The sequence below is a fragment of the Flavobacterium sp. genome (assembly GCF_036759525.1).
Lineage (GTDB): Bacteria > Bacteroidota > Bacteroidia > Flavobacteriales > Flavobacteriaceae > Flavobacterium.
On record NZ_DAIOUN010000020.1, the window covers coordinates 1,533 to 26,711 of the forward strand.

Annotated in this window: 23 protein-coding genes; 11 read left to right on the top strand and 12 right to left on the bottom strand. The window is 35.1% G+C overall.

The annotated features are described in order from the left end of the window. From V7M80_RS11445 to V7M80_RS11480, 8 genes are all read left to right on the top strand, one after another. Positions 1 to 1,702, top strand: a 1,702-nt coding sequence (locus V7M80_RS11445; RefSeq protein ID WP_333696233.1) for a T9SS type A sorting domain-containing protein, incomplete at its 5' end; no start/stop codon positions are given. Positions 1,703 to 1,792: 90 nt separating this feature from the next. After that, on the top strand, positions 1,793 to 2,725 hold the full coding sequence (locus tag V7M80_RS11450) for a calcium/sodium antiporter (protein ID WP_333696234.1): 933 nt from the start codon (positions 1,793 to 1,795) through the stop codon (positions 2,723 to 2,725). A 109-nt stretch (positions 2,726 to 2,834) separates the two neighbouring features. Beyond that, positions 2,835 to 5,024 (top strand): glutamine synthetase III family protein, encoded by a 2,190-nt coding sequence (locus V7M80_RS11455; RefSeq protein WP_333696235.1) that lies wholly within the window; start codon positions 2,835 to 2,837, stop codon positions 5,022 to 5,024. A 251-nt stretch (positions 5,025 to 5,275) separates the two neighbouring features. Continuing rightward, positions 5,276 to 6,163: an OmpA family protein gene (locus V7M80_RS11460; RefSeq protein ID WP_333696237.1), complete on the top strand. Its 888-nt coding sequence runs from the start codon at positions 5,276 to 5,278 to the stop codon at positions 6,161 to 6,163. Further along, entirely contained in the window at positions 6,160 to 6,990 is an 831-nt protein-coding gene (locus V7M80_RS11465; RefSeq protein ID WP_333696239.1) for an OmpA family protein, read from the top strand. The genes V7M80_RS11460 and V7M80_RS11465 overlap by 4 nt, the downstream gene beginning before the upstream one ends. Continuing rightward, a complete protein-coding gene (locus V7M80_RS11470) occupies positions 6,987 to 7,745 on the top strand; it encodes an OmpA family protein (RefSeq protein ID WP_333696240.1) in 759 nt (252 codons plus the stop codon). The genes V7M80_RS11465 and V7M80_RS11470 overlap by 4 nt, the downstream gene beginning before the upstream one ends. Positions 7,746 to 7,817: 72 nt before the next feature. Beyond that, positions 7,818 to 8,996 carry an AIR synthase related protein gene (locus V7M80_RS11475; RefSeq protein ID WP_333696241.1) on the top strand — a complete coding sequence of 393 codons (1,179 nt, stop codon included), beginning with the start codon at positions 7,818 to 7,820 and terminating at the stop codon, positions 8,994 to 8,996. A gap of 47 nt (positions 8,997 to 9,043) precedes the next feature. Continuing rightward, entirely contained in the window at positions 9,044 to 9,271 is a 228-nt protein-coding gene (locus tag V7M80_RS11480) for a hypothetical protein (RefSeq protein ID WP_333696242.1), read from the top strand. Between the two features lie 33 nt (positions 9,272 to 9,304). Here V7M80_RS11480 and V7M80_RS11485 read toward each other — a convergent pair whose 3' ends face one another. From V7M80_RS11485 to meaB, 4 genes are all read right to left on the bottom strand, one after another. Then, positions 9,305 to 10,330 carry a HipA domain-containing protein gene (locus tag V7M80_RS11485; protein WP_333696244.1) on the bottom strand — a complete coding sequence of 342 codons (1,026 nt, stop codon included), beginning with the start codon at positions 10,328 to 10,330 and terminating at the stop codon, positions 9,305 to 9,307. Then, positions 10,317 to 10,643, bottom strand: a complete 327-nt coding sequence (locus V7M80_RS11490; RefSeq protein ID WP_333696246.1) for a HipA N-terminal domain-containing protein — start codon at positions 10,641 to 10,643, stop codon at positions 10,317 to 10,319. Before V7M80_RS11490 ends, V7M80_RS11485 begins: the two co-directional genes overlap by 14 nt. Further along, entirely contained in the window at positions 10,636 to 10,869 is a 234-nt protein-coding gene (locus V7M80_RS11495; RefSeq protein ID WP_333696248.1) for a helix-turn-helix transcriptional regulator, read from the bottom strand. The genes V7M80_RS11490 and V7M80_RS11495 overlap by 8 nt, the downstream gene beginning before the upstream one ends. Before the next feature lie 145 nt (positions 10,870 to 11,014). Further along, a complete protein-coding gene (meaB, locus tag V7M80_RS11500; protein ID WP_442902350.1) occupies positions 11,015 to 12,106 on the bottom strand; it encodes a methylmalonyl Co-A mutase-associated GTPase MeaB in 1,092 nt (363 codons plus the stop codon). Between the two features lie 100 nt (positions 12,107 to 12,206). Between meaB and V7M80_RS11505 the strand changes: the two genes are divergently transcribed. Together V7M80_RS11505 and V7M80_RS11510 are read left to right on the top strand one after the other, a co-directional pair. After that, the gene (locus V7M80_RS11505) at positions 12,207 to 13,118 is read left to right on the top strand and encodes an AEC family transporter (protein WP_333696250.1); all 912 of its coding nucleotides are present in this window, start codon (positions 12,207 to 12,209) and stop codon (positions 13,116 to 13,118) included. Positions 13,119 to 13,150: 32 nt separating this feature from the next. Continuing rightward, a complete protein-coding gene (locus V7M80_RS11510; protein ID WP_333696252.1) occupies positions 13,151 to 14,545 on the top strand; it encodes an FAD-binding oxidoreductase in 1,395 nt (464 codons plus the stop codon). 104 nt (positions 14,546 to 14,649) lie between these two features. On the opposite strand, the gene secA is transcribed toward V7M80_RS11510, so the two are convergent. From secA to V7M80_RS11550, 8 genes are all read right to left on the bottom strand, one after another. Then, on the bottom strand, positions 14,650 to 18,000 hold the full coding sequence (gene secA, locus V7M80_RS11515) for a preprotein translocase subunit SecA (protein ID WP_333696254.1): 3,351 nt from the start codon (positions 17,998 to 18,000) through the stop codon (positions 14,650 to 14,652). A gap of 105 nt (positions 18,001 to 18,105) precedes the next feature. Next, a complete protein-coding gene (locus tag V7M80_RS11520; RefSeq protein ID WP_002986941.1) occupies positions 18,106 to 18,327 on the bottom strand; it encodes a DUF2795 domain-containing protein in 222 nt (73 codons plus the stop codon). Between the two features lie 195 nt (positions 18,328 to 18,522). Next, positions 18,523 to 19,095: a cob(I)yrinic acid a,c-diamide adenosyltransferase gene (locus V7M80_RS11525; RefSeq protein WP_333696255.1), complete on the bottom strand. Its 573-nt coding sequence runs from the start codon at positions 19,093 to 19,095 to the stop codon at positions 18,523 to 18,525. A gap of 93 nt (positions 19,096 to 19,188) precedes the next feature. Then, positions 19,189 to 20,046, bottom strand: a complete 858-nt coding sequence (locus V7M80_RS11530; protein WP_333696257.1) for an ATP-grasp domain-containing protein — start codon at positions 20,044 to 20,046, stop codon at positions 19,189 to 19,191. Positions 20,047 to 20,050: 4 nt separating this feature from the next. Continuing rightward, positions 20,051 to 20,185 (bottom strand): hypothetical protein, encoded by a 135-nt coding sequence (locus tag V7M80_RS11535; protein ID WP_333696258.1) that lies wholly within the window; start codon positions 20,183 to 20,185, stop codon positions 20,051 to 20,053. Between the two features lie 36 nt (positions 20,186 to 20,221). Further along, positions 20,222 to 20,911, bottom strand: a complete 690-nt coding sequence (locus tag V7M80_RS11540; protein ID WP_333696260.1) for an ABC transporter ATP-binding protein — start codon at positions 20,909 to 20,911, stop codon at positions 20,222 to 20,224. A 70-nt stretch (positions 20,912 to 20,981) separates the two neighbouring features. Further along, complete coding sequence (locus V7M80_RS11545; protein ID WP_333696262.1) at positions 20,982 to 21,815, bottom strand: O-methyltransferase; 834 nt, start codon at positions 21,813 to 21,815, stop codon at positions 20,982 to 20,984. 68 nt (positions 21,816 to 21,883) lie between these two features. Continuing rightward, positions 21,884 to 23,743 carry an ABC-F family ATP-binding cassette domain-containing protein gene (locus V7M80_RS11550; RefSeq protein ID WP_333696263.1) on the bottom strand — a complete coding sequence of 620 codons (1,860 nt, stop codon included), beginning with the start codon at positions 23,741 to 23,743 and terminating at the stop codon, positions 21,884 to 21,886. A gap of 181 nt (positions 23,744 to 23,924) precedes the next feature. Between V7M80_RS11550 and V7M80_RS11555 the strand changes: the two genes are divergently transcribed. Further along, a complete protein-coding gene (locus V7M80_RS11555; protein ID WP_333696264.1) occupies positions 23,925 to 25,094 on the top strand; it encodes a glycosyltransferase family 2 protein in 1,170 nt (389 codons plus the stop codon). The last annotated feature ends 85 nt before the right edge of the window (positions 25,095 to 25,179 follow it).

Genomic DNA, 25,179 nt, shown 5'->3' on the forward strand with positions numbered 1-25,179 from the left:
TGGTTTAGGAACTGTAACCCGAACTTGGACTGCAACAGATTGTGCCGGAAACAGTACGACAGCTTCTCAAACTATCACTATTCAGGATACAACAGATCCGATAATCAGTGGCGTTGAGGCTTCCTACACAGTTGAATGTCCAACACAAGCGGTATTCAGTATGCCAACGGCTTCAGATGCTTGTGATGCTAATGTAAGTTTGACTCACGTTGATAGTGAAGATTTAGATGCTTGTGGTTTAGGAACTGTAACCCGAACTTGGACTGCAACAGATTGTGCCGGAAACAGTGCAACAGCTTCTCAAACTATCGCTATTCAAGACACAACAGATCCAATCATCAGTGGAGTAGAGGCTTCATATACAGTTGAGTGCCCAACACAAGCGGTATTCAGTATGCCAACAGCTTTAGATGCTTGTGATGCTAATGTAAGTTTAACTCATGTAGATAGCGAAGATTTAGATGCTTGTGGTTTAGGAACTGTAACCAGAACTTGGACAGCTACAGATTGTGCCGGAAACAGTGCGACAACTTCTCAAACTATCACTATTCAAGATACTACCGCTCCAGTTGTAACTAGTGCAAATAATTTGACTGTTGAATGCGACGGTTATGGGAATATATCAGATCTTGAATCTTGGTTAGCAAATAACGGTGGAGCATCAGCTACTGATTCTTGTAGTGATGTAACTTGGACCAATAATTTCGATGGTTTTGAAGGAATATGTGGAAGTATTGTGGTAGAATTTACAGCTACAGATTGTGCAGGTAATTTTGAAACAACTTCGGCTATATTTACCATTAATTCTAAACCCATTACAATTAGTTGTCCACAGAATTACACACCATCTTGTGAAACAGATTTTAATGCTGCTTTTGCACAATGGATTGCTGGATTTACTTATAGTGGAGGTTGTGGTCAATTGACTGCTACAGACTTGAGTGGGTTAGTATTACCTGGAGCAGGACAAACATTAACTGTTGTATTCCAAGTAATGGATGAGTGTGGTTCAATGGTTGAGCGTACAGCGACTTTCACAACACCAGAGTGTTTTGATGGATGTACAATTGGATACTGGAAAAACCATACCAACAGATGGTGTTCTGCTTACAGTCCTTCTACTTTGTATGGAAGTGTGTTTGTAAATGCACCATCTACATTAGCCTCAAGAACTCTGTTACAAGTGTTGAATCTTGGTGGTGGAGGTGTAAATAATTTGGGTCGTCAATCAGTAGCAGCATTGTTAAATGCTTGTCATGTTGACATCAATTATCCAACACCATACAATACAACCGCTTCAATTATTAACGCTGTAAATGCTGCATTCTTAGCTGGAGGAAATACTCCGGGTAACTTAGCTTCACAATTAGATGCGTTAAATAACACCGGTTGTCCGTTGGGTGGATCAAGTGCTACAAATGATAGCGGTTCAGTTTCAAGACTTACAGCAGGTTTTGATGCCTATCCGGTTCCATTTGAGAATGAACTAACAGTGAAATATAATTTCAATTATAAATCAGATGTTACGATAGAATTGTTTGACTTAAGAGGTTCATTATTGTATTCTTTACATGATAAAGAAGCTTTCGAAAACAAAGAAGTTAGATTGAATTTTAACTTTATCAGAGAAAGTGGTCAAGTTTATTTGTTAAGAATAACTACAAACCAAGGAACTGAAGTTAAAAAGATTATATCGAAATAATTAACAGTTAGCATTATTTCAAAGGAGACACGCAAGTGTCTCCTTTTTTTTGGTTTTAAAATTTTACCTTTGTATGGTAAATTTTATAAGATGGATTTTTTATTTGTTGTAATTGGATTAATTCTTTTAGTTTTTGGTGGAGATTGGTTGCTAAAATCAGCTGTAGGAATGTCATTACGGTTGAATGTGCCCAAAATTGTAATAGGTATGACTGTCGTATCATTTGCCACTTCAGCACCAGAGTTGATTGTAAGTGTTAAGTCGGCGTTAGATGGCTTTCCAGATATTGCATTAGGTAATGTTGTGGGTTCAAATATTGCCAATATTGGTCTTATTTTAGGTCTTGTAATGATAATTAGTGAAATGAAAATTGATTTCACTTTTTTTAAGTCAGATTGGCCTGCTATGATGATTGCTTCTATTTTACTCTACATTATGTTGTTTTTTGGTGGAGATATTAGTAGGATAGAAGGTGGAGTATTATTTGTTCTGCTTATCGGTTTTGTGCTTTTGTTACTAAAAAATAAACCAGACACAACAGATGAAGAAATACCATTAGATGAAACTATGACTACAGCAAAAGTAATTTGGTTTCTAGTAATTGGTGGTTTGGCTTTATGGGGTGGTTCGGAGCTATTAATTAAAGGAGCAGTAAATATTGCTCAGTTATTTGGGGTTTCTGACAGAGTTATAGCAGTAACAGTTGTAGCAATTGGAACGAGTATCCCTGAATTGGCTGCGTCAATAATTGCGGCTTTAAAAAAGGAGAGTTCTATATCTATTGGTAATGTAATTGGCTCTAATATTTTTAATATTCTATCAGTTCTTGGGATTGCTTCATTAATACATCCAATAAAATTAGTTGATACGCAATTAATGACTTTTGATATTTTATGGATGCTTTTTTTTGCCTTTATATTGCTTCCGCTTGTGGCCATGCCTAAAAAAGGATTTTTAGATAGACGTGCCGGAATTGTGTTGGTTTTTTCATATGTATTGTTTGTTTATCTAACGTTTAATTAATTTTTTTATTAACAACCCCTAAAAAAATAGGGGTATATGTAATTTTTTTAATATTTAATTGTATTTTTGACCTCAAAATAATGGGGTTAAACTTTAATATTAAAAAAATATGTCAACATTTCGCTTTCAAGCATTAAATCAAACTACAAACAGAAAGCCTGTTAAAGTTGAGGAATTAGGCAGAAAATCTGAAATTTTCGGTTCGAATGTATTCAACGAAAAGGCAATGAGACAATTTCTCACTCCTGAAGCTTTAAAAGCAGTACAAAATGCGGTTCAACACGGAACAAAAATTGACAGAAAGTTAGCTGATTACATTGCCATGGGAATGAAAGAGTGGGCTCTTTCAAAAGGAGTAACGCATTACACTCACTGGTTTCAACCTTTAACAGGAGCAACTGCAGAAAAGCATGATGCTTTCTTTGAAACTTCATTTGATGGTTCTGACCCTGTTGAAAAATTTGGCGGTAGCCAATTGGTACAACAAGAACCCGATGCTTCTAGTTTTCCAAATGGGGGTATAAGAAACACTTTTGAAGCAAGAGGTTATACGGCTTGGGACCCCACTTCACCAGCCTTTATATATGGTACAACTTTATGTATTCCAACTGTTTTTGTTTCTTATACAGGTGAAGCTTTAGATTACAAAACACCTCTATTGAGAGCCTTAAGTGCCATTGATGATGCTGCTACAGAAGTTGCAAAATATTTTGATAAAAATGTAAAAAAAGTAACGCCAACTTTGGGTTGGGAACAAGAGTATTTTTTGATAGATTCTGCTTTAGCCAATTCAAGACCTGATATATTACTTACCGGAAGAACTTTATTGGGCCACACTTCTGCAAAAGGACAACAATTGGAAGATCATTATTTTGGATCAATACCCACACGTGTTCTTAACTATATGAGAGATTTGGAAAACGAATGTATGCTTCTTGGAATCCCTGTGAAAACGAGACACAATGAGGTAGCTCCTAATCAATTTGAATTAGCTCCTATTTTTGAAGAAACGAATTTAGCCGTTGACCATAACTCACTTTTAATGGATGTGATGTCAAAAGTTGCAGAGCGACATGATTTTACAGTTCTTTTTCATGAAAAACCGTTCAAAGGCGTAAATGGTTCAGGTAAGCATAACAACTGGTCATTGGCTACAGATACCGGAATAAATTTATTAAGCCCGGGTAAAACACCAATGAGTAATCTTCAATTTCTTACTTTCTTTATCAACACCATTAAAGCAGTTCATTCCTATGAAGAACTACTTCGTGCTGCTATCGCATCGGCTAGTAATGATCATAGATTAGGGGCCAACGAAGCACCTCCTGCCATCATCTCTGTTTTCATTGGTCAACAATTAACCAAAGTATTAGAAGAATTAGAAGGGGTGTCCAAAGGGAAATTATCACCGGAAGAGAAAACCGATTTAAAATTGAATGTAGTAGGTAAATTGCCCGATGTTCTTTTAGATAATACCGATAGAAATAGAACGTCTCCTTTTGCCTTTACCGGAAATAAATTTGAATTTAGAGCTGTTGGATCTTCAGCCAATTGTGCCAATGCTATGACGACATTAAATTCTATTGTAGCCAAACAATTAAAAGATTTTAAAGTAGAGGTTGATACTTTGGTAGAACAAAAAGGGTTAAAGAAAGACGAGGCCATTTTTAACGTACTAAGAGAATATATCAAACAAACTAAAGCTATTCTGTTTGAAGGAGATGGCTACAGCGAGGCATGGGAAAAAGAAGCGAAAAAAAGAGGGTTAAGTAATCACAAAACTACTCCGGAAGCTTTGAAAGCAAAAATTTCTTCTAAAGCTATTGAATTATTTGAAGAATTAGGTGTAATGAATCATGTTGAAGTAGAGGCCCGTTATGAAATTGAATTGGAAGAATACACAAAGAAAATTCAAATTGAAGGTAGAGTTTTAGGAGATATTGCGAGAAATCATGTAATTCCTACTGCAATTCGATACCAAAATATATTGATAGAAAATGTAAGAGGGTTAAAAGAAATTTTCGGAAAAGAATTTGATAAAATTGCCAAAGAACAAATTAGTCTTATTAAAGAAATTTCATCTCATATTGAAGGAATCAATTCTAATGTTGAAGCCATGACTGAAGAAAGAAAAAAGGCAAACGCCTTAAACTCTGCCGAAAAAACAGCCCATGCTTACTGCTTTAAAGTTAAGCCTTATTTTGATGTCATTCGTTCTCATTCTGATAAATTAGAATTGTTAATAGACGATGAAATATGGACCCTAACCAAATATAGAGAACTATTGTTCACTAGGTAAGGTTAAAAACAACTTCTCCCCAAGAAGTTGTTTTTTTTATAAATTTTTAGTTCAAAATGTGTTTGTGTTAAATTATTTCATATTTTAGTTCTCGTTTTAATACAACACCTCATACTTTAAAAAAGTTTGAGAAATTATAAAAACTAAATTTCCAACAAATAACCACTAAAAAAGAGTAGGATAACTTTTGTTATCCTGCTTTTTTTTTAATTGAAATTATTTTATAATTTTTACGTTTATAAATGTAATACATGAAAAATTTCTATTTCTACATATTCATAATCTTCATAAATACCACTTTGGTGGCACAAGAACAAGCTTCTTTTTACTTTGATTCTAATAAATTTGAATTAAAAGATAATGAAATTCAAAAACTAAACGAGTGGATTTCTACTCACAAAGAAGTGAAAATTGTTGCGATAAATGGTTATACTGACGAAGACGGAAGCATCGGTTTTAATGATACATTAGCACAAAAACGAGTAGATTTTATTTATAAACTGGTAAAAGATAAAGTCAAAATTCGTGAAGATTTTAAAACCCGTAGTTTCGGAAAATTACACCAACAATCCAATAACAAAGCTGAAAACAGAAGGGTTACCCTTTATTATCTTGAAACAAAAGATTTAGCTCGTGAAGATGAAATTTTAGGAATTAAGAAAGAAGAAGTTGTGACGAAACCTAAACCAAAAAAACAATTTCCGGAAGCTATTGTAATTCAAAATCCAAATGGAACAGAGTCTACTTTTGAATTAAATGTAGCATTCATGCAACAAATAGACTCCGCTAAACCCGGCGACAAATTAAAATTAGAAAACCTCAATTTCCAATTGAATACTTTTGCAATTGTCAATGAAAGTCGTGGAAAACTTTATGAATTACTTTTAGTAATGCAACAAAATCCAGATTTAGTAATTGATATTCAAGGGCATTTATGCTGCATGTCAATAGATAGAACCAATCTTTCAACCCAACGTGCAAAAGCAATTAGTAATTTTTTAAGAATAAACGGAATTGATAGTTCAAGAGTTACCTACCAAGGTTTTGGCAGTAGCCAACCCATTTATCCTTTGCCAGAAAAAAATGAAGAAGAAAGAGCCGCCAATCGCAGAGTAGAAATTGAAATTATTAAAAATTGAAAGTCTTATTTTTCTTTTGTTTATTCTTCTCATTTCTTCAAGCTCAAGAATCAAAAACACTTTATTTTGATTTTGCAAAAGAAATGCCCAATGCCATTTCTTTAAATCATTTTGAACAATGGATTTCAATGCAATCTAATATTGAAATTCTAACAATAGCGGGTTATTGTGATTCTGTTGATACCAATTTGTCAAACAAGAAGCTTGCTTCAAAAAGAATTTTAAATGTTTTAAATTTATTAAAATCAAAAGATTGTAGAATTGCTAACAATTTAATTCAAAATGTTCTTGGAGAAGATTTTGAACAATCTAAAATTCAAGCAGAAAATCGAAAAGTAACGTTTACTTATAGAATTTTGGATGAATCAATCACTGAAACGGAACCGATAGTAGATGAAAATCCCAAAGAAGAATCGCTTGTTGAGAAAATTGAAAAGGAAAGAATTTCTCTCATAGACAAGTTTGAAATGGCGAAAATTGGGGATAAAATTGTGATTCATAATATTCATTTTCAATTTAATTCAGAAGTCATTATCCCGGAATCAGAACCTTTAGTAGAACAATTGTTGCTAATTATGGAGTTAAATCCAAATTTAGAAATTAAAATTTACGGACATATTTGTTGTAATCCTGATCCCAAAGACACCAAATTATCGTTCAGAAGAGCTTTCAAAATTTATAATTATTTGATAAACAACGGTATTCAACTCCGAAGATTAGCTTATAAAGGATTTGGAAGTAATCAACCAATATATCCAATTCCTGAAAACAATGAAGAAGAAAGAATTGCCAATCGAAGAGTTGAAATTGAAATTGTAAAAAAATGAAATTAATAAACTGTATATTTTTGGTCTTAAGTTTTATACCGCTCTCTGCTCAGGAGAAACTGGATATTTATTTTGATTTCAATAAATCAAACCCAAACTCAAAATCAATTCAAGTTTTAAATGATTGGATAAAACAAAATCCGTTAGCCGAAGTTTATATGATAGAAGGATATTGTGATACTGTTGATTCAAAAATTTACAATCTAAAATTAGCTAATCGCAGAATTCATTCGGTAGAAAATATTTTGAAAATCAATAAAATTAAAATATTTGATGAATTAGAAAGAATTCCATATGGTGAAGTTTTTGATTTTTCTATCCATCAAAGTGAAAATAGGAAAGTAACTTTTTGGTTTCGAAACACAACTGAAAATAAATCAGTAGCCCATTCTGTAAACTTAGCCCAAAAAAATCAATTTTTTGAACTCAAAGGATTGAACTTTTATGGTGGAAGCGATAAAATACTACCCCAATCTTTCCCCGTTTTAGAAGATTTGTTACAAGTTTTGCTGAAAAATCAAAATTTAAAAATTGAAATTCACGGACATATATGCTGTTTTACCAATGATACGGAAGAAATTTCATTGCTAAGAGCTCAAGCCGTATACAAGTATTTAGTTGCAAATGGTATTGATGAGCTTCGTCTTTCTTACAAAGGATTTGGAAGTTCTAAACCGGTTTATCCGTTACCGGAAAAAAATGAAGAAGAACGAGTTGCTAATCGTAGAGTAGAAATTCTCATTCTTGAAAAATAATAATTTCTCATGGGTTTTACATTGTGACATTTTCACATTAATCCTATCTTTGCCCAACACAACAACACAACTATGAGTTCGGATACCAGCAAACGTTATGCCCTTCGCGGAGTTTCTGCCGCCAAAGAAGATGTGCATAATGCCATCAAAAACATTGATAAAGGATTATTTCCCAAAGCTTTTTGCAAAATTGTTCCCGATTATTTAACCGGAGATGAGGAATATTGTCTCTTAATGCACGCTGATGGTGCCGGGACAAAATCGTCGTTAGCCTATTTATATTGGAAAGAAACAGGCGATATTTCGGTGTGGAAAGGTATTGCTCAAGATGCCCTGATTATGAATATTGATGATTTGCTTTGCGTGGGAGCAACAGATAATATTATGCTTTCCTCCACCATTGGAAGAAATAAAAATTTAATTCCGGCTACGGTAATCTCTGCCATCATCAACGGAACGGAAGAATTAATTCAAGAATTAAAATCATTTGGTGTCACGATTTATTCCACCGGTGGTGAAACAGCCGATGTAGGTGATTTGGTTCGAACAATAATTGTCGATTCTACTGTAACTGCTCGAATGAAACGTAGTGATGTGATTGATAATGCCAACATTCAACCTGGGGATGTGATTGTGGGATTGGCCTCGTTTGGACAAGCTTCTTACGAAAAAGAATACAACGGCGGAATGGGAAGCAATGGCTTGACTTCTGCTCGTCATGATGTTTTTGCAAAGTATTTAGCCGAAAAATATCCGGAAAGTTTTGATGCTGCGGTTCCTTCTGATTTGGTTTATTCCGGTCAAGTAAAATTGACAGATGAAGTAGAAAATAGTCCTATTGATGCCGGAAAATTAGTGCTTTCACCAACACGAACCTATGCTCCAATTATCAAAGCGATTTTAGAGAAATATTCACCAAAAGAAATTCACGGCATGGTGCATTGCAGTGGCGGTGCACAAACCAAGATTTTACATTTTATTGATAATTTACATATTATCAAAGATAATTTATTTACAGTACCGCCTTTATTTAAACTGATTCAAGAACAATCCAAAACCGATTGGAAAGAAATGTATCAAGTCTTTAATTGCGGTCACCGAATGGAATTGTATGTTCCGGCCGAAATTGCAAACGATATTATCGAAATTTCAAAATCATTCAATGTTGATGCTCAAATTGTCGGCAGAGTAGAAGCATCCGAACATAAAAAATTAACCATTACGAGTGAATTTGGTACATTTGAATACTAATTCAATTACCTTTGAGCTATTACCCATAACCAATTACCATAAAAAAAATGGACTTACCAAAATTTGTTTTAGCAGACAACACCGATTATCCCGATGATATTTTTATTATCCATTTAGATTATCCTCGATTTTTAATTAATTTAAAAGATGACGAAGTAGAATTTCTAGAGGAAATTGACGAGGAAGACGAAAAAGAATTAGAAACCGAAATGGAAAAATTAATTGAATTGGCCGGAGCTTTTTATGATAGAGAGATGGAACGGTATGAGGAGTAAAAAAATGCCGTTTTAAATTCTAAAACGGCATTTTTAAAGTATTTCCAATTGTTTGTATCTACTCTCCATCAAACTTATATACTTCATTTTGTATTCTTCACTCACAAAACTTTTTGCCAAAACGGCTTCCATTTCGGGTTTGGCATACACAAAAAGTTCTAACGTATTGTCCAAAACTTTCTTGCTTAATCCACATTTTTCGTACGCAACTAAAAAATCGTGGTATTTTAATTTTCTTTTTTTGGCATTTAAAGTCAAAGCCAATTCTTCAGTATCAGCCGGATTGACAAGGGCTGTGGGTACTAAATCATAAGCCGGAGATAAACTTAAACCTTGTCCATCTTTTTCTAACAACGAGAAATTCTTTAAATGCATATCTGAATTTCCAGTGAAAAAGCTAAATAAAACCTGTTCATAAAAATTGCTCACATCCAAAAGCGGAGTGCTCGAATATTTTAAGACCAATTTTGCAACTTGCTCATGACTTCCTTTGTATTTATCTTCGGTTAATCGTTCGCTCAACTGACACATGTCTTCCATGTGAAGTTTGGTTTTTCGGGTTCGATCCACTCTTTTTGTGATGTAGCAAAGGGTTTCATCTTGCAATTTCACCAAACTATGCGGAACTACTTTTATACCGCAAACATCCGCCATATGCATGGTTGCACTTTCCAGTTCCGGTAATTGTTCGTAATGTTCCGAAGGTGGTTTGAGTATATAATCTCCATATAGCCCGACAATAGTGAGCTTTTTTGTTAGGTTTTTTTCTTCTTTTCGAAATAAACTCAACGAAACTTTCGCCTGAACTCCCGTTACTGCCATTTGACTTTGGATAACTTTTGAGGCTAACTCTTGCAGATTTTCCAAGTTGTAATTGAGCTGTGGCGTTTTTAATTGACCAAAAAAACGTTTGTTGCAGGCTTCGTGAAAATCGGATGAAGAATCAAAAAGAGGCTCATAGCAAAACAAACATCTTCTACCATAAAATGTTCCTGGTTCTTGAACTTCTAGGGTAGGATTTTCCAATCGTGCTAAATATTTCTTTTTATAGTTCTTCATTTTTTATAACACTTACAGCTCCAATGCAATCTTTGCAGCAGGTGAGGAGTAATCCCATTCGGTCTTTGTAATTTATTTTCCAATTTTTTTCGGCAAGGTCTAATAGCCATCCTTCCGGAATCAATCCATCAAAAAAAGCAAAAAGGGTTTTACTTTGATAGGGTTTTTCGGTTAAAGGCAAAGTTAAACTAACTGCTTCAGCATTTTCGCTTTTTAAATAGTCGGAATCATATTGAAATACATAGCCGTGATCAGTTTCTAAAACTGTTCCGCAGTATTTGTTTTTCATATATACTTTTCCGCTTCTATTCATTTGAAATTAATTTTTCTCGGTCCATTGGAATTGGCCCTAAGGTTTCTCCAAATAAGCGTAACACATCATTCACTTTATCCATTCGCAAGGTGTTTTTGCCTTGTTCTAAATCCCGCACAAATCGTAAACCTACTCCTGCTTTTAAAGCAAGTTCAGGTTGTGTGAGTTTATTTTGCTTGCGTTTTAGTTTGATGTGCTTACTCAAGTCGGTTAAATTTTCTCGCATATTTATACCTTTTAAGTTACAAAAATACAAAAATTTCGAAAAATCACACCATAAAAGGTATATTTTTAAATTTTATCATTTTTTTATACCTTTTATAGTATAAAAATAAAAATATTTTTAATTTTGAATTAGATAGGGTATAAAATTAGAATTCTTTAAAGTAAGTTGAAAGTAATTCCATCGCTGCCGCAAAAGGTGAAAGGGCATTGTTTTGAACGGCTTTTTTCTTTTCGTCCAAGCGTTTAGTAATTTCAGGATGCGTATAAAAATGATTTTTCAATTGTTCATTAATGGTTTCCATCATCCAATATTGATTTTGTTCTTGTCTTTTTTCTTGAAAATAGGAGTTGGATTGTGTTAATTCCAAATAATTGGAAATGGTTTTCCAAACGTCATCTATTCCCTCTTTGGTTATCGCACTACAAGTAGAAACCGTTGGCATCCAACCCGATTTTTTTGCCGGAAATAGATGTAAAGCTCGGTTAAATTCGGTTTTGGCTAGTTTGGCCTTTTTGATGTTATCGCCATCGGCTTTATTAATGACAATAGCATCGGCCATTTCCATAATGCCGCGTTTGATGCCTTGTAATTCGTCGCCGGCACCGGAAATTTTCAATAACAAAAAGAAATCAACCATACTGTGAACCGCAGTTTCACTTTGACCTACACCAACGGTTTCAATGATGATGGTATCAAATCCGGCAGCTTCACATAAAATAATTGTTTCTCTGGTTTTTCGGGCTACTCCACCCAACGTTTCGCCTGAAGCTGAAGGTCGGATATAAGCGTTTATATCTTTTACTAATTCTTCCATTCGGGTTTTGTCGCCCAAAATGCTTCCTTGAGAAATGGTGCTACTCGGGTCAACGGCCAAAACAGCTACTTTTTTACCTAGCGAAGTTAAGTGTTTTCCAAAAGCTTCAATAAACGTACTCTTTCCAACTCCCGGAACACCGGTAATTCCGATTCGGATGGAATTATTTGCCTTAGGTAAACAAGCAGCGATTATTTCATTAGCTTTTGCTAAATGATTCGAATTTGTACTTTCAACTAAAGTAATGGCACGACTTAAATCGGAAATATTTCCATTTAAAATTCCTTGAACTAACTCTTCTGCAGTACTATTTTTTCTACGGAATTGTTGAATAAGCTTAACGGAATTAGAATTGACCGTTTCCGGTTGCATTACACCGTCTTTCTCCTGCAAAGCAGATGTTTTTGAAGATTTTTGAGCCACAACAAATCAATTGAAAGGTAAAGTTACAAAAAAGAAAAATGTATTGGTTTATTTCAATTGTTTTTATACTCAAAAACGTATTTTTGAATTTTAAATCTCAATGGAAAATATCATTTTAATTTTTCTTTGTTTAACGATTGGTTTTGGACTCCAATTTCTCAAAAGTTTTCCCAAAAACGGATATGTAGCTCTAAACCATTTTGTGATTTATATTTCACTTCCGGCTTTAGCATTGTATTACATCCCGAAAATTGAAATTTCTTCAAAATTACTTTTTCCAATCGGTGTGGCATGGCTCGGATTTGGGTTGTCTTTTTTGTTTTTTTACAGCTTAGGAAAATGGCTCGGGTGGTCTAAAAAATTAACGGGCTGCTTAATTTTAACTGGAGGATTGGGAAATACTTCCTTTGTTGGATTTCCTGTTATTGAAGCGTTATATGGTCAAGAAGGGTTACAGACAGCAATTATTGTAGATCAACCCGGTTCATTTGTGGTGTTGGCCACTGTAGGAGTAACTATTGCCTCTGTTTTTTCAAAAGGGGAAGTCGATTCGAAACTTATTATAAAAAAAATTGTTTTCTTTCCCCCGTTTATTGCTTTTGTGTTGGCTTGTTTGCTTAATGTCTTGAACATAGATTTCCCCAATATGCTACAAACTGTTTTTCAAAAAGTAGGAGGAACGGTTTCAACAATTGCTTTGGTTTCTGTTGGTTTGCAATTAAAAATTGATAAAAAAAGTCAGCATTGGAATTTTTTAGCGTTGGGATTGTTCTTTAAATTGATGCTAACGCCTTTCTTTTTCTTGGTTTTATACAAATTTATTTTGAGTGGCGAAGGATTGATTGTCAATGTTTCCATCCTTGAAGCAGCAATGGCTCCTATGATAACCGGAGCGATTTTGGCTTCAAACTATGGATTAAAACCGAAATTGAGTAGCATGATGATTGGTATTGGAATTCCGCTTTCTTTTTTAACCTTAGCTTTTTGGTATTGGCTACTTTCAATGCTATAATTTTTTTACCTTTATTGGTTTAAAAATAAAGTATGCAACTCAATTCCGAAATTATATCCAAATTAGAAAATATCGTTGGTCAATCGTTTGTATTTACCGATGAAGAAACCCGAAATCACTACGGTCATGATGAAACCGAAGATTATGTTTTTCCACCACATGTGGTAATAAAACCATCATTAGCTTTAGAAATTTCCGAAATTCTAAAAATAGCCAATCAATATAAAATTCCGGTTGTACCAATTGGAGCTCGAACCGGTTTGAGTGGCGGTGCTTTATCCGTTCAAGGAGGAATCGGACTTTCGATGGAGCGATTCAATAAAATTCTAAAAATTGACGAACAAAATCTACAAGTTATCACCGAACCCGGTGTGATTACACAAGTGCTTCGCGAAGCCGTTGCTGAAAAAGGATTATTCTATCCGGTTGACCCTAGTAGTATGGGAAGTTGTTTCATTGGCGGAAATGTTGCCGAAAATTCCGGCGGTGCAAGAGCTGTAAAATATGGCGTTACCAAAGATTATGTTTTGAATTTAGAAGTGGTTTTACCAACGGGTGAAATCATTTGGACGGGAGCGAATACACTAAAAAACTCAACGGGTTACAATCTCACACAATTGATGGTGGGGAGTGAAGGAACACTGGGAATCGTTACAAAAATTGTATTAAAATTACTTCCTAAAAATACGCATAACGTTTTAATGTTGGTTCCGTTTTACAAAGCCAATGAAGCGTGTGAAGCCGTTTCAGCCATTTTTAGAGCCGGAATTGTCCCTAGTGCGTTAGAGTTCATGGAACGCGACGCCATTGATTGGACACTTCAATTTGTAGAAGGGTTAAACGTTCATGTGAAAGAAGATATTCAAGCTCATTTATTGATTGAAGTCGATGGAAATTATCCTGAAATTTTAATGTCTGAAGCTGAAAAAATCATGACAGTGGTAGAACAATTTCAAATTGATGACATTCTTTTTGCCGATACCGAAGACGAAAAAAAGGCCTTGTGGAAAATGCGTCGCAGTGTGGCGGAAGCCGTGAAAGCCAATTCGGTTTACAAAGAAGAAGATACCGTTGTTCCGAGATATGAATTGCCAAAATTATTAAAAGGCATAAAATCCATTGGAAAAAAATATGGTTTTCAATCGGTTTGTTACGGTCATGCCGGTGATGGGAATTTGCATGTTAATATCATTAAAGGAAACCTAAGCGATGAAAATTGGAAAACGGAAGTACCCAAAGGCATTCGGGAAATTTTTGAATTAACCGTTTCTCTAAACGGTACGTTATCCGGCGAACACGGTATTGGTTTTGTACAAAAAGATTTTATGGATATTGCTTTTTCGAAACCTCATTTAGAATTGATGGAGCGGTTAAAATATGTTTTTGACCCGAATGGAATATTAAATCCAGGAAAGATTTTGCCTTAATAGATTTGCAATCCTAATTTCCTGAACTTAATGCAATATTTTTAACTAAAAAATCCCTGACAATGTATATGCCAGGGATTTTAAAAAATGATTGTAATTTAAGTTTATACCAAAACCCATTCACCACTCGCAATTAAGCTTTCCGCTTTTTTGTATTTCATGGATTCTGTTTTTCCACTCATCACATGTTTTACTGTAACAGTGTCATTTCGGTTGATTTTTGGCATTTCGCGAACTATTGTTTCGGTTACCGCTGGTCGCTGACTAGCCATTTCTCCGGCTTGTCTGTTAGCTTGTGCTCCATCGTTAATTTCAGTGGATGCTTTTGATTCTGTATAATTTTCTTTTTTACGAATTTCTCGTGCTTCCTGAATATTAGCCTCGTTTCGATTGGGTAAGTCACCTTTGAACAAGAAAGAAATTACTTCTTTATTCACTTTATCAAGCATTGCTCTAAACAAATTGAACGCTTCAAACTTATAAATCAACAAAGGATCTTTTTGCTCGTGAACCGCCAATTGAACCGATTGTTTCAATTCATCCATTTTGCGTAAATGCTTTTTCCAAGCTTCATCCACAATGGCAAGCGTGATATTTTTCTCAAAATCGGCAACCAATTGTTTTCCTTCACTTTCATACGCTTTTTTCAAATCGGTCACTACATTCAACGTTTTTTGTCCGTCACTAAAAGGAACAATGATTCGTTCATAGTGATTACTAGGATTTTCATATACGTTCTTGATGATTGGAAACGCTTCTCTGGCATCACGTGCATTTTTTTCTTCGTAATGTGCCAAAACTGCTTTGTATACTTTTCCGGTAATTTCCATCTCACTCAACTTGTTGAATTCGCTTTCCGATATTGGAGAGGTGATGGAGAAATAACGAATCAATTCAAATTCAAAATTCTTAAAATTAGAAGTTGCTTTGTTCTCATTCGTAATATTTTCACACGTGTCATACATCATGTTCGCGATATCCACTTTCAAACGTTCGCCATGTAAAGCGTGTCTTCTGCGTTTGTAAATTACTTCTCGTTGCGAATTCATTACATCATCATATTCCAACAAACGTTTACGCACACCAAAGTTATTTTCTTCCACTTTTTTCTGAGCTCGTTCAATCGATTTGGTCATCATCGAATGTTGAATGACTTCGCCTTCTTTCAAGCCCATTCTATCCATTACTTTGGCCACACGTTCAGAACCAAACAAACGCATCAAATTATCTTCTAACGAAACATAAAACTGCGAACTTCCCGGATCTCCCTGACGTCCAGCACGACCACGTAACTGTCTGTCTACTCGACGCGAATCGTGACGTTCTGTACCAATGATAGCTAAACCACCGGCTGCTTTTACTTCCGGAGTCAATTTAATATCCGTTCCACGACCCGCCATATTGGTTGCAATGGTTACCACTCCCGGTTTTCCGGCTTCAGCTACAATTTCAGCTTCTTTTTTGTGCATTTTCGCATTCAAAACATTGTGCGGAACGTTTCTCATTTTCAACATTCTGCTTAATAACTCTGAAATTTCAACCGAAGTGGTACCAATCAATACCGGTCTTCCGGCTTGCGAAAGTTTGGTTACATCTTCAATTACGGCGTTAAATTTCTCGCGTGTGGTTTTATAAATCAAATCTTCTTGGTCTTTTCTGGCAATCGGACGGTTGGTTGGGATTTCCACAACATCCAATTTGTAAATTTGCCATAACTCACCGGCTTCTGTAACCGCTGTTCCCGTCATACCGGCTAATTTGCTGTACATACGGAAATAGTTCTGCAACGTAATCGTAGCAAAAGTTTGAGTAGCTGCTTCAATTTTTACATTTTCTTTGGCTTCAATCGCTTGGTGTAATCCGTCAGAATAACGACGGCCATCCATAATACGACCGGTTTGTTCATCAACGATTAAAATTTTATCGTCCATGATTACGTATTCTACATCTTTTTCAAAAAGTGTGTAGGCTTTTAATAATTGAGTAAGCGTGTGAATACGTTCCGATTTGATAGAGAAATCTTGGAATAATTTTTCTTTTTCTTCGGCTTCTTGGTCTTTACTTAAATTTTGTTTTTCAATTCGAGCAATTTCGGTACCGATATCCGGTAAAACGAAAAAGTTTTCATCCGTATCTTTAGATAAGAATTTGATACCGCTATCGGTCAATTCTACTTGATTGTTTTTTTCTTCAATCACAAAATACAAAGCTTCATCAACTTTTGGCATTTCGCGATTGTTGTCTTGCATGTATTGATTTTCGGTTTTTTGAAGTAATTGTTTGATTCCTTCTTCACTCAAAAATTTAATCAAGGCTTTGTTTTTTGGCATAGCTCTGTAGGCTCTCAACAAGCTAAAACCACCGTCTTTTGCATTACCTTCTTTGATTAATCGTTTCGCTTCGGTCAAAAATTGAGTCGCTAAATTGCGTTGTAAATTAACCAAATGATCCACTTTCGGTTTCAACTCATTAAATTCATGTCGGTCTCCTTGAGGTACTGGACCTGAGATAATCAATGGCGTTCTGGCGTCATCAATCAAAACCGAATCCACCTCATCCACAATCGCAAAGTTGTGTTTGCGTTGAACTAAATCGTTTGGCGAATGAGCCATATTGTCTCTCAAATAATCAAAACCAAATTCATTGTTGGTTCCATATGTAATATCCGCTTCATACGCTTTTCTTCTCGCATCAGTATTGGGTTGATGATTATCTATACAATCGACAGTTAACCCATGGAATTCAAATAATGGAGCTTTCCAAGTGCTATCACGTTTGGCTAAGTAATCATTTACGGTAACCAAGTGCACCCCGTTTCCGGTTAACGCATTCAAATAGAGTGGGAGTGTAGCTACCAACGTTTTTCCTTCACCGGTTTGCATCTCGGCAATTTTTCCTTGATGCAACACCACACCACCAATCAACTGCACATCGTAGTGAATCATGTCCCATGTGATTTCTTTTCCGGCAGCATTCCAGGAATTGGCCCAAACGGCGTTGTCACCCTCAAGAGTGATGTATGATTTTGAAGCCGAAAGTTCAATATCTTTTGGAGTAGCTCTTACTGTGATAGAGGTATTCTCTTTGAAACGTCTGGCAGTTTCTTTTACCACTGCAAAAGCTTCCGGTAAAATTTCGTTCAAAACTTTTTCTGAAATCTCGTAGGCTTCTTTTTCTAACGCATCAATAGCAGTATACACCTCTTCGCGTTTATCTATATCGACTATTTTTTCAACTTCTGCTTTTAAAGAGGCGATTTTCGCATCTTTTTCCGCACGAGCTTGTTTTATTTTTTCTTTGAATGAAGTAGTTTTGGCTCTCAATTCGTCATGTGAAAGCGAAGAAAGACTGCTTTCGAATGATTTTATTTTAGTGATTAGCGGTTGAATCGCTTTTACATCTTTCTCCGATTTATCTCCTACTAATGCTTTGAGAATGCTATTGATGAAACTCATTTTATGTTGATTTATTTAATTATAAATTCCCGACACTTCGGGAGGCAAATTTATACAAAAAAAAAGCCTCAAATGAGACTTTTTTAGTTGATTGTTTATTTTTGTCTAATATTCATCCTCGTTCCAAAGATAATCTTCGTCGGTTGGATAATCCGGCCAAATTTCTTCCATCGATTCGTAGATTTCTCCTTCATCTTCAATAGATTGAAGGTTTTCCACTACTTCAAGGGGAGCACCCGTTCTGATGGCGTAATCAATAAGCTCATCTTTGGTGGCTGGCCACGGTGCATCACTTAAATAGGATGCTAATTCTAATGTCCAATACATCTTCTATCGATTTAATTTTATGCAAAAATAAATTTTCTACTGAAATAGTCAAGTAAAAAGTAATTTATTTTACCAAAAAGTAATTTTTCATACTTTTTTAAAGGTAAGAACGTATTTAGGAAAGTGTTCAGCATTCAGTCCCGAAGCTTCGGGATAGTGATCAGATTAAACTGACAACAGACAACCGACAACCGATTACTCCTTCCTCGGAATCCATTTTACTTCATCCGCATGAAGGTCAAATGTCAACTTTCGTGCCAACACAAAAAGGTAGTCAGAAAGTCGGTTTAAGTATTTTAAAACCTGCTCATCTGTCGGTTCAAGTTCGTGAAGGTGCACCGATAGGCGTTCGGCTCTTCGGCATACACAACGAGCAATATGACAATATGACACCGTTGTATGTCCACCCGGAAGAACGAAATGTGTCATAGGAGGCAACGAATCGTTCATGGTATCAATTTCATTTTCTAGCAATTGAATATCTGCTTCAGAAATTCGATTGATGTTTAAACGCGGTTGACCGTTTTTTAAAACTTCTTTTTCCGGTGGCGTAGCCAAAATAGCTCCAACGGTAAAAAGGCGGTCTTGCACTTCAATTAATACATTTTTATGTAATGGATTGATGTCTTGGTCGCGAATTAACCCAATGTGCGAATTCAACTCGTCCACTGTTCCGTAACTTTCAATTCGAATGTGGTGTTTGGGAACACGTGTTCCGCCAAAAAGTGCTGTGGTTCCGCTATCGCCGGTTTTGGTGTATATTTTCATAAGATAGTTGCTGAGGTTCTGAATAGCTAAGTTGCTGAGTTTTTATTTGGCTAATTTACGAAGTTTTTTTTACTCAGCCACTCAGTAGCTCAGCTACTCAGTAACTTTTAAAAAAGCTTCCACAAATCGTTCTCTTGCTCCTTCAGCCAAATCAAAATACAAATCGGGTTCAATAAGTTCGATTTCCATTAAATGAAGTTTGTTTTTGATGACAATGCCGTCAACACGTGCATAAAGCAATTTTTCAGGAATTTTTGATAGAACTAATTCAGCTTGAAGTAGTAAATCAGCATTGGGTTCAATTAATGTATATTTTCCACCGTATTGAATTTGAACTCTAAAATCATTTTCAAGCGGTTTTTTGTTGACAGCGTGCGAAAATTTTCCATCAAAAAAAATAAAAGAAGTTTCACCCAATTCTTTTATTTCCGGACGAAATTCTTGCAATAGAAAATCTTTGCTTGCAAAATGTTCTTTGAATTCTGTTTGAATGGATGCTAATTCGCTTCGGTCAATTAATTTTGTTAAATAACTTCCGGCAGAAAACGCTGGTTTGATAACCATTTTCTCCCAACTTTTCGGAATTACATCGTGTAAATTAGAAGTTGAATTTTTTTCTAAAAAAATCGTAGGAAGTATTGAAATACCCTCTTTTTCTAATTCTTTTAAGTAAAATTTATGTTTGTTTTTTTGAATAACTGAAATCGGGTTGAACGTTTTAATTCCCAATAATTCAATTTTATCTAGCCATGAATGAAATGCGTTTTCTTTTTGATAATAATCCCAAGTATTTCTGAAAATCAAGTAATCAAATTCGGTCCAATCAACCGTTTCATCATCCCAAATAGCGGCTTTTGCAGTAATATTTTCCTTCGCAAAAAGCGGAATTAATTGTTGATCCGATTCTAAAAGTTCAGGTAATCGGGCACAGGTGAGTATTCCAATTTTCATCAGATTATTGTTTCTTTTTGGAATAATAATTGGTTTTGAAGCTGCGATTACGGCGATTTCCTCTTTGTTTATTGGCCATTCGAGTGACAATGATAACCGCCACAAAAAGAACGACCATGACAATAATTAGGGTTTTCATAGAAAATAAACTTTATGTAACAAAGTTACAAATTGTTTACTTTACACGTTCGTCTTTTTCTACAATTCCATCACGCAAACGAATAATTCGGTGGGCATATGCGGCAATATCTTCTTCGTGCGTAACCAAAATTACCGTATTACCGTTTTTGTGAATTTCGCCAAACAAAGCCATGATTTCTTCCGATGTTTTGGAATCTAAATTTCCGGTGGGTTCATCGGCCAAAATGATAGAAGGTTTGTTTACCAAGGCTCTGGCTACCGCCACACGTTGCCGTTGACCACCCGAAAGTTCGTTGGGTTTGTGATCCATTCTATCGGCTAATCCCACTTGTGTTAATACTTCTGTGGCACGCTCGTAACGTTCAGATTTGGAATAACCGGCATAAACCATCGGTAAAGCAACGTTGTCTAAAGCCGTAGTTCTTGGCATTAAATTGAAGGTTTGAAATACAAATCCGATTTCTTTGTTACGGATTTCGGCTAACTCATCATCGTGCATTTTGCTCACATCTTTTCCATTCAAAATATAGGTTCCGGATGTGGGTGTATCCAAACAGCCCAAAAGGTTCATCAAAGTAGATTTTCCGGAACCGGAAGGTCCCATCAACGCTACATATTCTCCTTTGTTAATTTCCAAATCAATTCCTTTTAAAACATAAATGGTTTCACTTCCCAATACAAAGTTTCGTTTTAATGCGGAGATTTTTATTAATGGATTAGCCATTGGATTGCAGATTTTAGCATTTTTACATTCAATACAGGATTAGTAGAAAAAAGTTGGTTTTTGTTACAAATCAAATTCGAATTCGTTCCAAAATGTGCGAACTAATGGTTTTATTTGGGTTGATGATAAAATGTTCTTTGGTTTGTTCTGTTCTGAAAAAGACAATTCCCCATTGAAACGTATCAATTGTAACGGTCACTTTTGGGTGATTTTTAATGATTTCCCATGCTTCTTCCATGTCTTTGGACCAGTGGATGTCATCGAAAATCCAAACCGAATCGTTTGAAATTGTGGGTAATAATAATTCAAAATAACTTAAAGTTGCATTTTTTGAATGGTTTCCGTCGAAGTAAATGAGGTTGTCTGTTGTCTGTTGTCGGTTGTCAGTTGTCAAAAAATCTTCAAATTTTGTGTTTACAAATTCAATGTTTTCGCAATTCAACTTGAAACTTGAAACCTGAAACTTATTTTTTGCAACTTTTAATGTATTCGGACACCCTTCCAACGAAGTAATTTTAGCATTCTTATTTCCTAACGACAAGGCAGATGTTGCTAATCCCAACGAAGTTCCAATTTCCAAAATGCTTTCAGGTTGAAAATAACGAACAATTCGAAACAATAATTCAGCATTTTTAGAAGAAATTCCGGCATTCTTGGCAATAGCGGATATTTTTCTTTGATTGTTTTTAAAAACTCTTGAACCGGCACCAAAATCGGTTACTTCAATGGTGTTTTGATTTTCTAAAAGGGATTTTCGGTAATCTTTTAATATGGAATATTCGGGATAGTTCGTTTTAACATAAAAACATTTTGTTACTAAATCAAACACAAATGGCGAATGCACTCCGTGTTCGTTTTTGGAATGGAAAAGGAATTTCAGATATGATTTTATAATATGTTTCATTTCTCGCAAAGTCGCAAAGTCGCAAAGTCGCAGTTTTTCTTAGCGACTTTGTGTCTTTGCGAGCTAAATTACTCCATTTTTGAAGAAAGTTCAAACCACCGCTCTTCTTTTTCTTCCAATTTTTTAATTATAATTTGCAACTCATTCGCTTTTTTCTCAATAGCATCATCCGTTACTTTTCCATCTGCGAACAATTGTTCAATTTGCTTTTTCTCAAACTCTAAATCTTTGATTTCGCGTTCAATTTTTTGAAATTCTTTTTGTTCGTTAAATGTTAGACCTTCTTTAACTTGCTTTTCTTTCCAGTTTGTTTTTTCGGTACTTACGTTTGATAAATTTTTGGGTTCGGCACTATCTTCATACGCTCTAAAATCAGAATAATTTCCGGGAAAATCTTCTATGACTCCTTCGCCTCTAAATACGAATAAGTGATCGACAATTTTATCCATAAAATAGCGATCGTGCGAAACCACCAACAAACAACCGGGAAAATCCAATAAAAAACTTTCCAAAACATTCAACGTTACAATGTCCAAATCATTCGTTGGCTCATCTAATATCAAAAAGTTCGGATTTTGAATCAAAACGGTACATAAATACAGTCGTTTTAATTCGCCGCCACTCAATTTTTCCACAAAATCGTATTGTTTTTTAGCATCAAAAAGAAAACGTTCCAACAATTGCGAAGCCGAAATAATTTTACCTTTCGTTAGCGGAATGTATTCGCCATACTCTTTAATAATATCGATAACCTTCTGACCCGGTTTTGGATTGATGCCGCTTTGTGTATAATAACCCACCTTAATCGTTTCACCAATCACCACTTTTCCGGCATCAGGCAAAATAGTTTTGGTCAAAATATTTAAGAAAGTTGATTTTCCGGTTCCGTTTTTTCCAATAATTCCAATGCGTTCGCCACGTTGAAAGTCATACGAGAAATTGTCGAGAATCACTCGGTCTTTAAATTTTTTATACAACTTGTGAAGCTCAATAATCTTGCTTCCCATGCGTTCCATGTTGATTTCCAACTCCACCACATTTTCTTTTCTGCGACTTTCGGCAACGGCTTTGATTTTATAAAAATCATCCTGACGCGATTTCGATTTGGTAGTTCTAGCCTTCGGTTGGCGACGCATCCATGCCAGTTCTTTCACAAAAAGATTCTGGGCTTTGTCAATACTGGCGTTTTCAGAAGCAATTCGTTCTTCCTTTTTTTGCAAATAATAGGAGTAATTTCCCTTGTATTGGTATAATTTCCCGTTGTCTAATTCGAGGATTTCATTACAAACGCGTTCCAAAAAGAAACGGTCGTGCGTCACCATAAACAACGTGATATTTTCTTTGGCAAAATAATCCTCCAACCATTCAATCATCTCCAAATCCAAGTGGTTGGTTGGCTCATCCAAAATCAATAAATCCGGACGGTTAATTAAAATGATGGCCAATGAAAGTCGCTTTTTTTGTCCACCCGAAAGACTTTTGACTTTCAATTTAAAATCTTCCAACTTCAATTTGAACAAGATTTGCTTGAATTGCGTTTCAAAATCCCACGCATTGTGTTGGTCCATTAAATCAAACGCTTTTTGATACGCTTCTTCATTTTCAGGGTTTCCCAACGCTTTTTCGTATTGCTCAATCACTTTCAGGGTTTCATTATCGCTGGCAAAAACGCTTTCCTCAATGGTCAATTCATCCTGCAAATTCGGTTTTTGCGATAAAAAAGCCATTCGAATATTTTTACGAACCACCACTTGACCCGTATCGGGTTCATCAAAACCATTAATTATGTTCATAATGGTCGTTTTTCCCGAACCATTTTTGGCTATAAAAGCAATTTTTTGGTCTTTATTGATGCCAAACGAAATGTTCTCAAACAAAACGCGTTCCCCAAAGGATTTGGATATATTTTCTACGGAAAGATAGTTCATTTAATAGTGTCAATAAGGCAATTTGCCAATTAGTCAATGATTTTAAAAGTGCAAAAGTAATGCTTTATTTTTTCTGAAACGAATTACTGAAACTTCATGACCTATTACAACTTATCGGTTTTTGATACCTGTCAGGTGTACAATTTTTCAAATTGCCACATTTTCATATTATATTTGTCCAATGCAACTATCTGTCATCATCCTCAATTACAACGTTCGCTATTTTTTAGAACAATGCGTGCTTAGCGTTCAAGCTGCTTTGCAACACATTGATGGTGAAATAATTGTGGTAGATAACAATTCATCAGACGATAGTTGTCAAATGATGAAAACACGTTTTCCTCACATCAAACTCATTGAAAATAATGAAAATACTGGTTTTCCGAAAGGTAATAATATTGGTGTTGCTCAAGCAAAAGGTGAATACATTTGCATTCTCAATCCCGACACGGTTGTTGCAGAAGATACTTTCACCAAAATTTTGAATTCTCAACTCCCAACTTCCAAATCCCAACTCGGAATAATCGGTTGCAAACTCATCGACGGCACTGGAAATTTTCTCCCGGAAAGCAAACGAGGAATCCCATCTCCTTGGGTGGCGTTTACCAAGATTTTTGGGTTGTATAAAATTTTTCCAAAGATCAAAATCTTCAATCAATATTACGCTCAGCATTTAACCGAAAGTCAATCCGGAAATGTTGAAATTTTAGTTGGAGCTTTTATGTTTATGAAGCGTGATTTGTATACTGAATTGGGTGGATTTGACGAAAACTGTTTTATGTATTCCGATGACATCGACTTGAGTTATAGGGTGTTGAAAAAAGATAAAATTAATTACTATTTTGCCGAAACAACCGTTATTCATTACAAAGGCGAAAGCACTGTGAAAGACGGAACGTATATGAAGCGATTTCAAGAAGCAATGGAATATTTTTATGCCAAACATTTCAAAAAGTCAGCTTTTTTTTATGTTTTTATGAAATTTGGAAGTTTCTTTTTTGCTTTTCTAAAGAAAAATAAAACCACAGAATCCAATAGAATAATTGACAAGTATATTTTGGTTTCTCAAAACGAGTTATTAAAAGAAAAACTTGAAAAATTGTTAGGAAAAAATGTGAAGCTGCTTTCCGCTACTTTTAAAAATGAATTACCTTCGCTTTTAAAAGGAATACATTCTAACGTTGAAATTATTTTTGATCAGAATGCTTTACCATTTTCAACCATCATTTCCGCAATGGAAACATATAAAAGTGAAAATGTAACATTCAAAATCATTCCCAATCAAAGTCATTTCATGATTGGAAGCAACAGCAGCAACGATAGAGGTCAAGTGATTTTGATAAACGATTGATGAATTTAGATTGTTGATTTTTGAAATTGATATTGACATTGATTTTCGACATTGGTATTGAAAATTTATTGATAATTACCAAAAC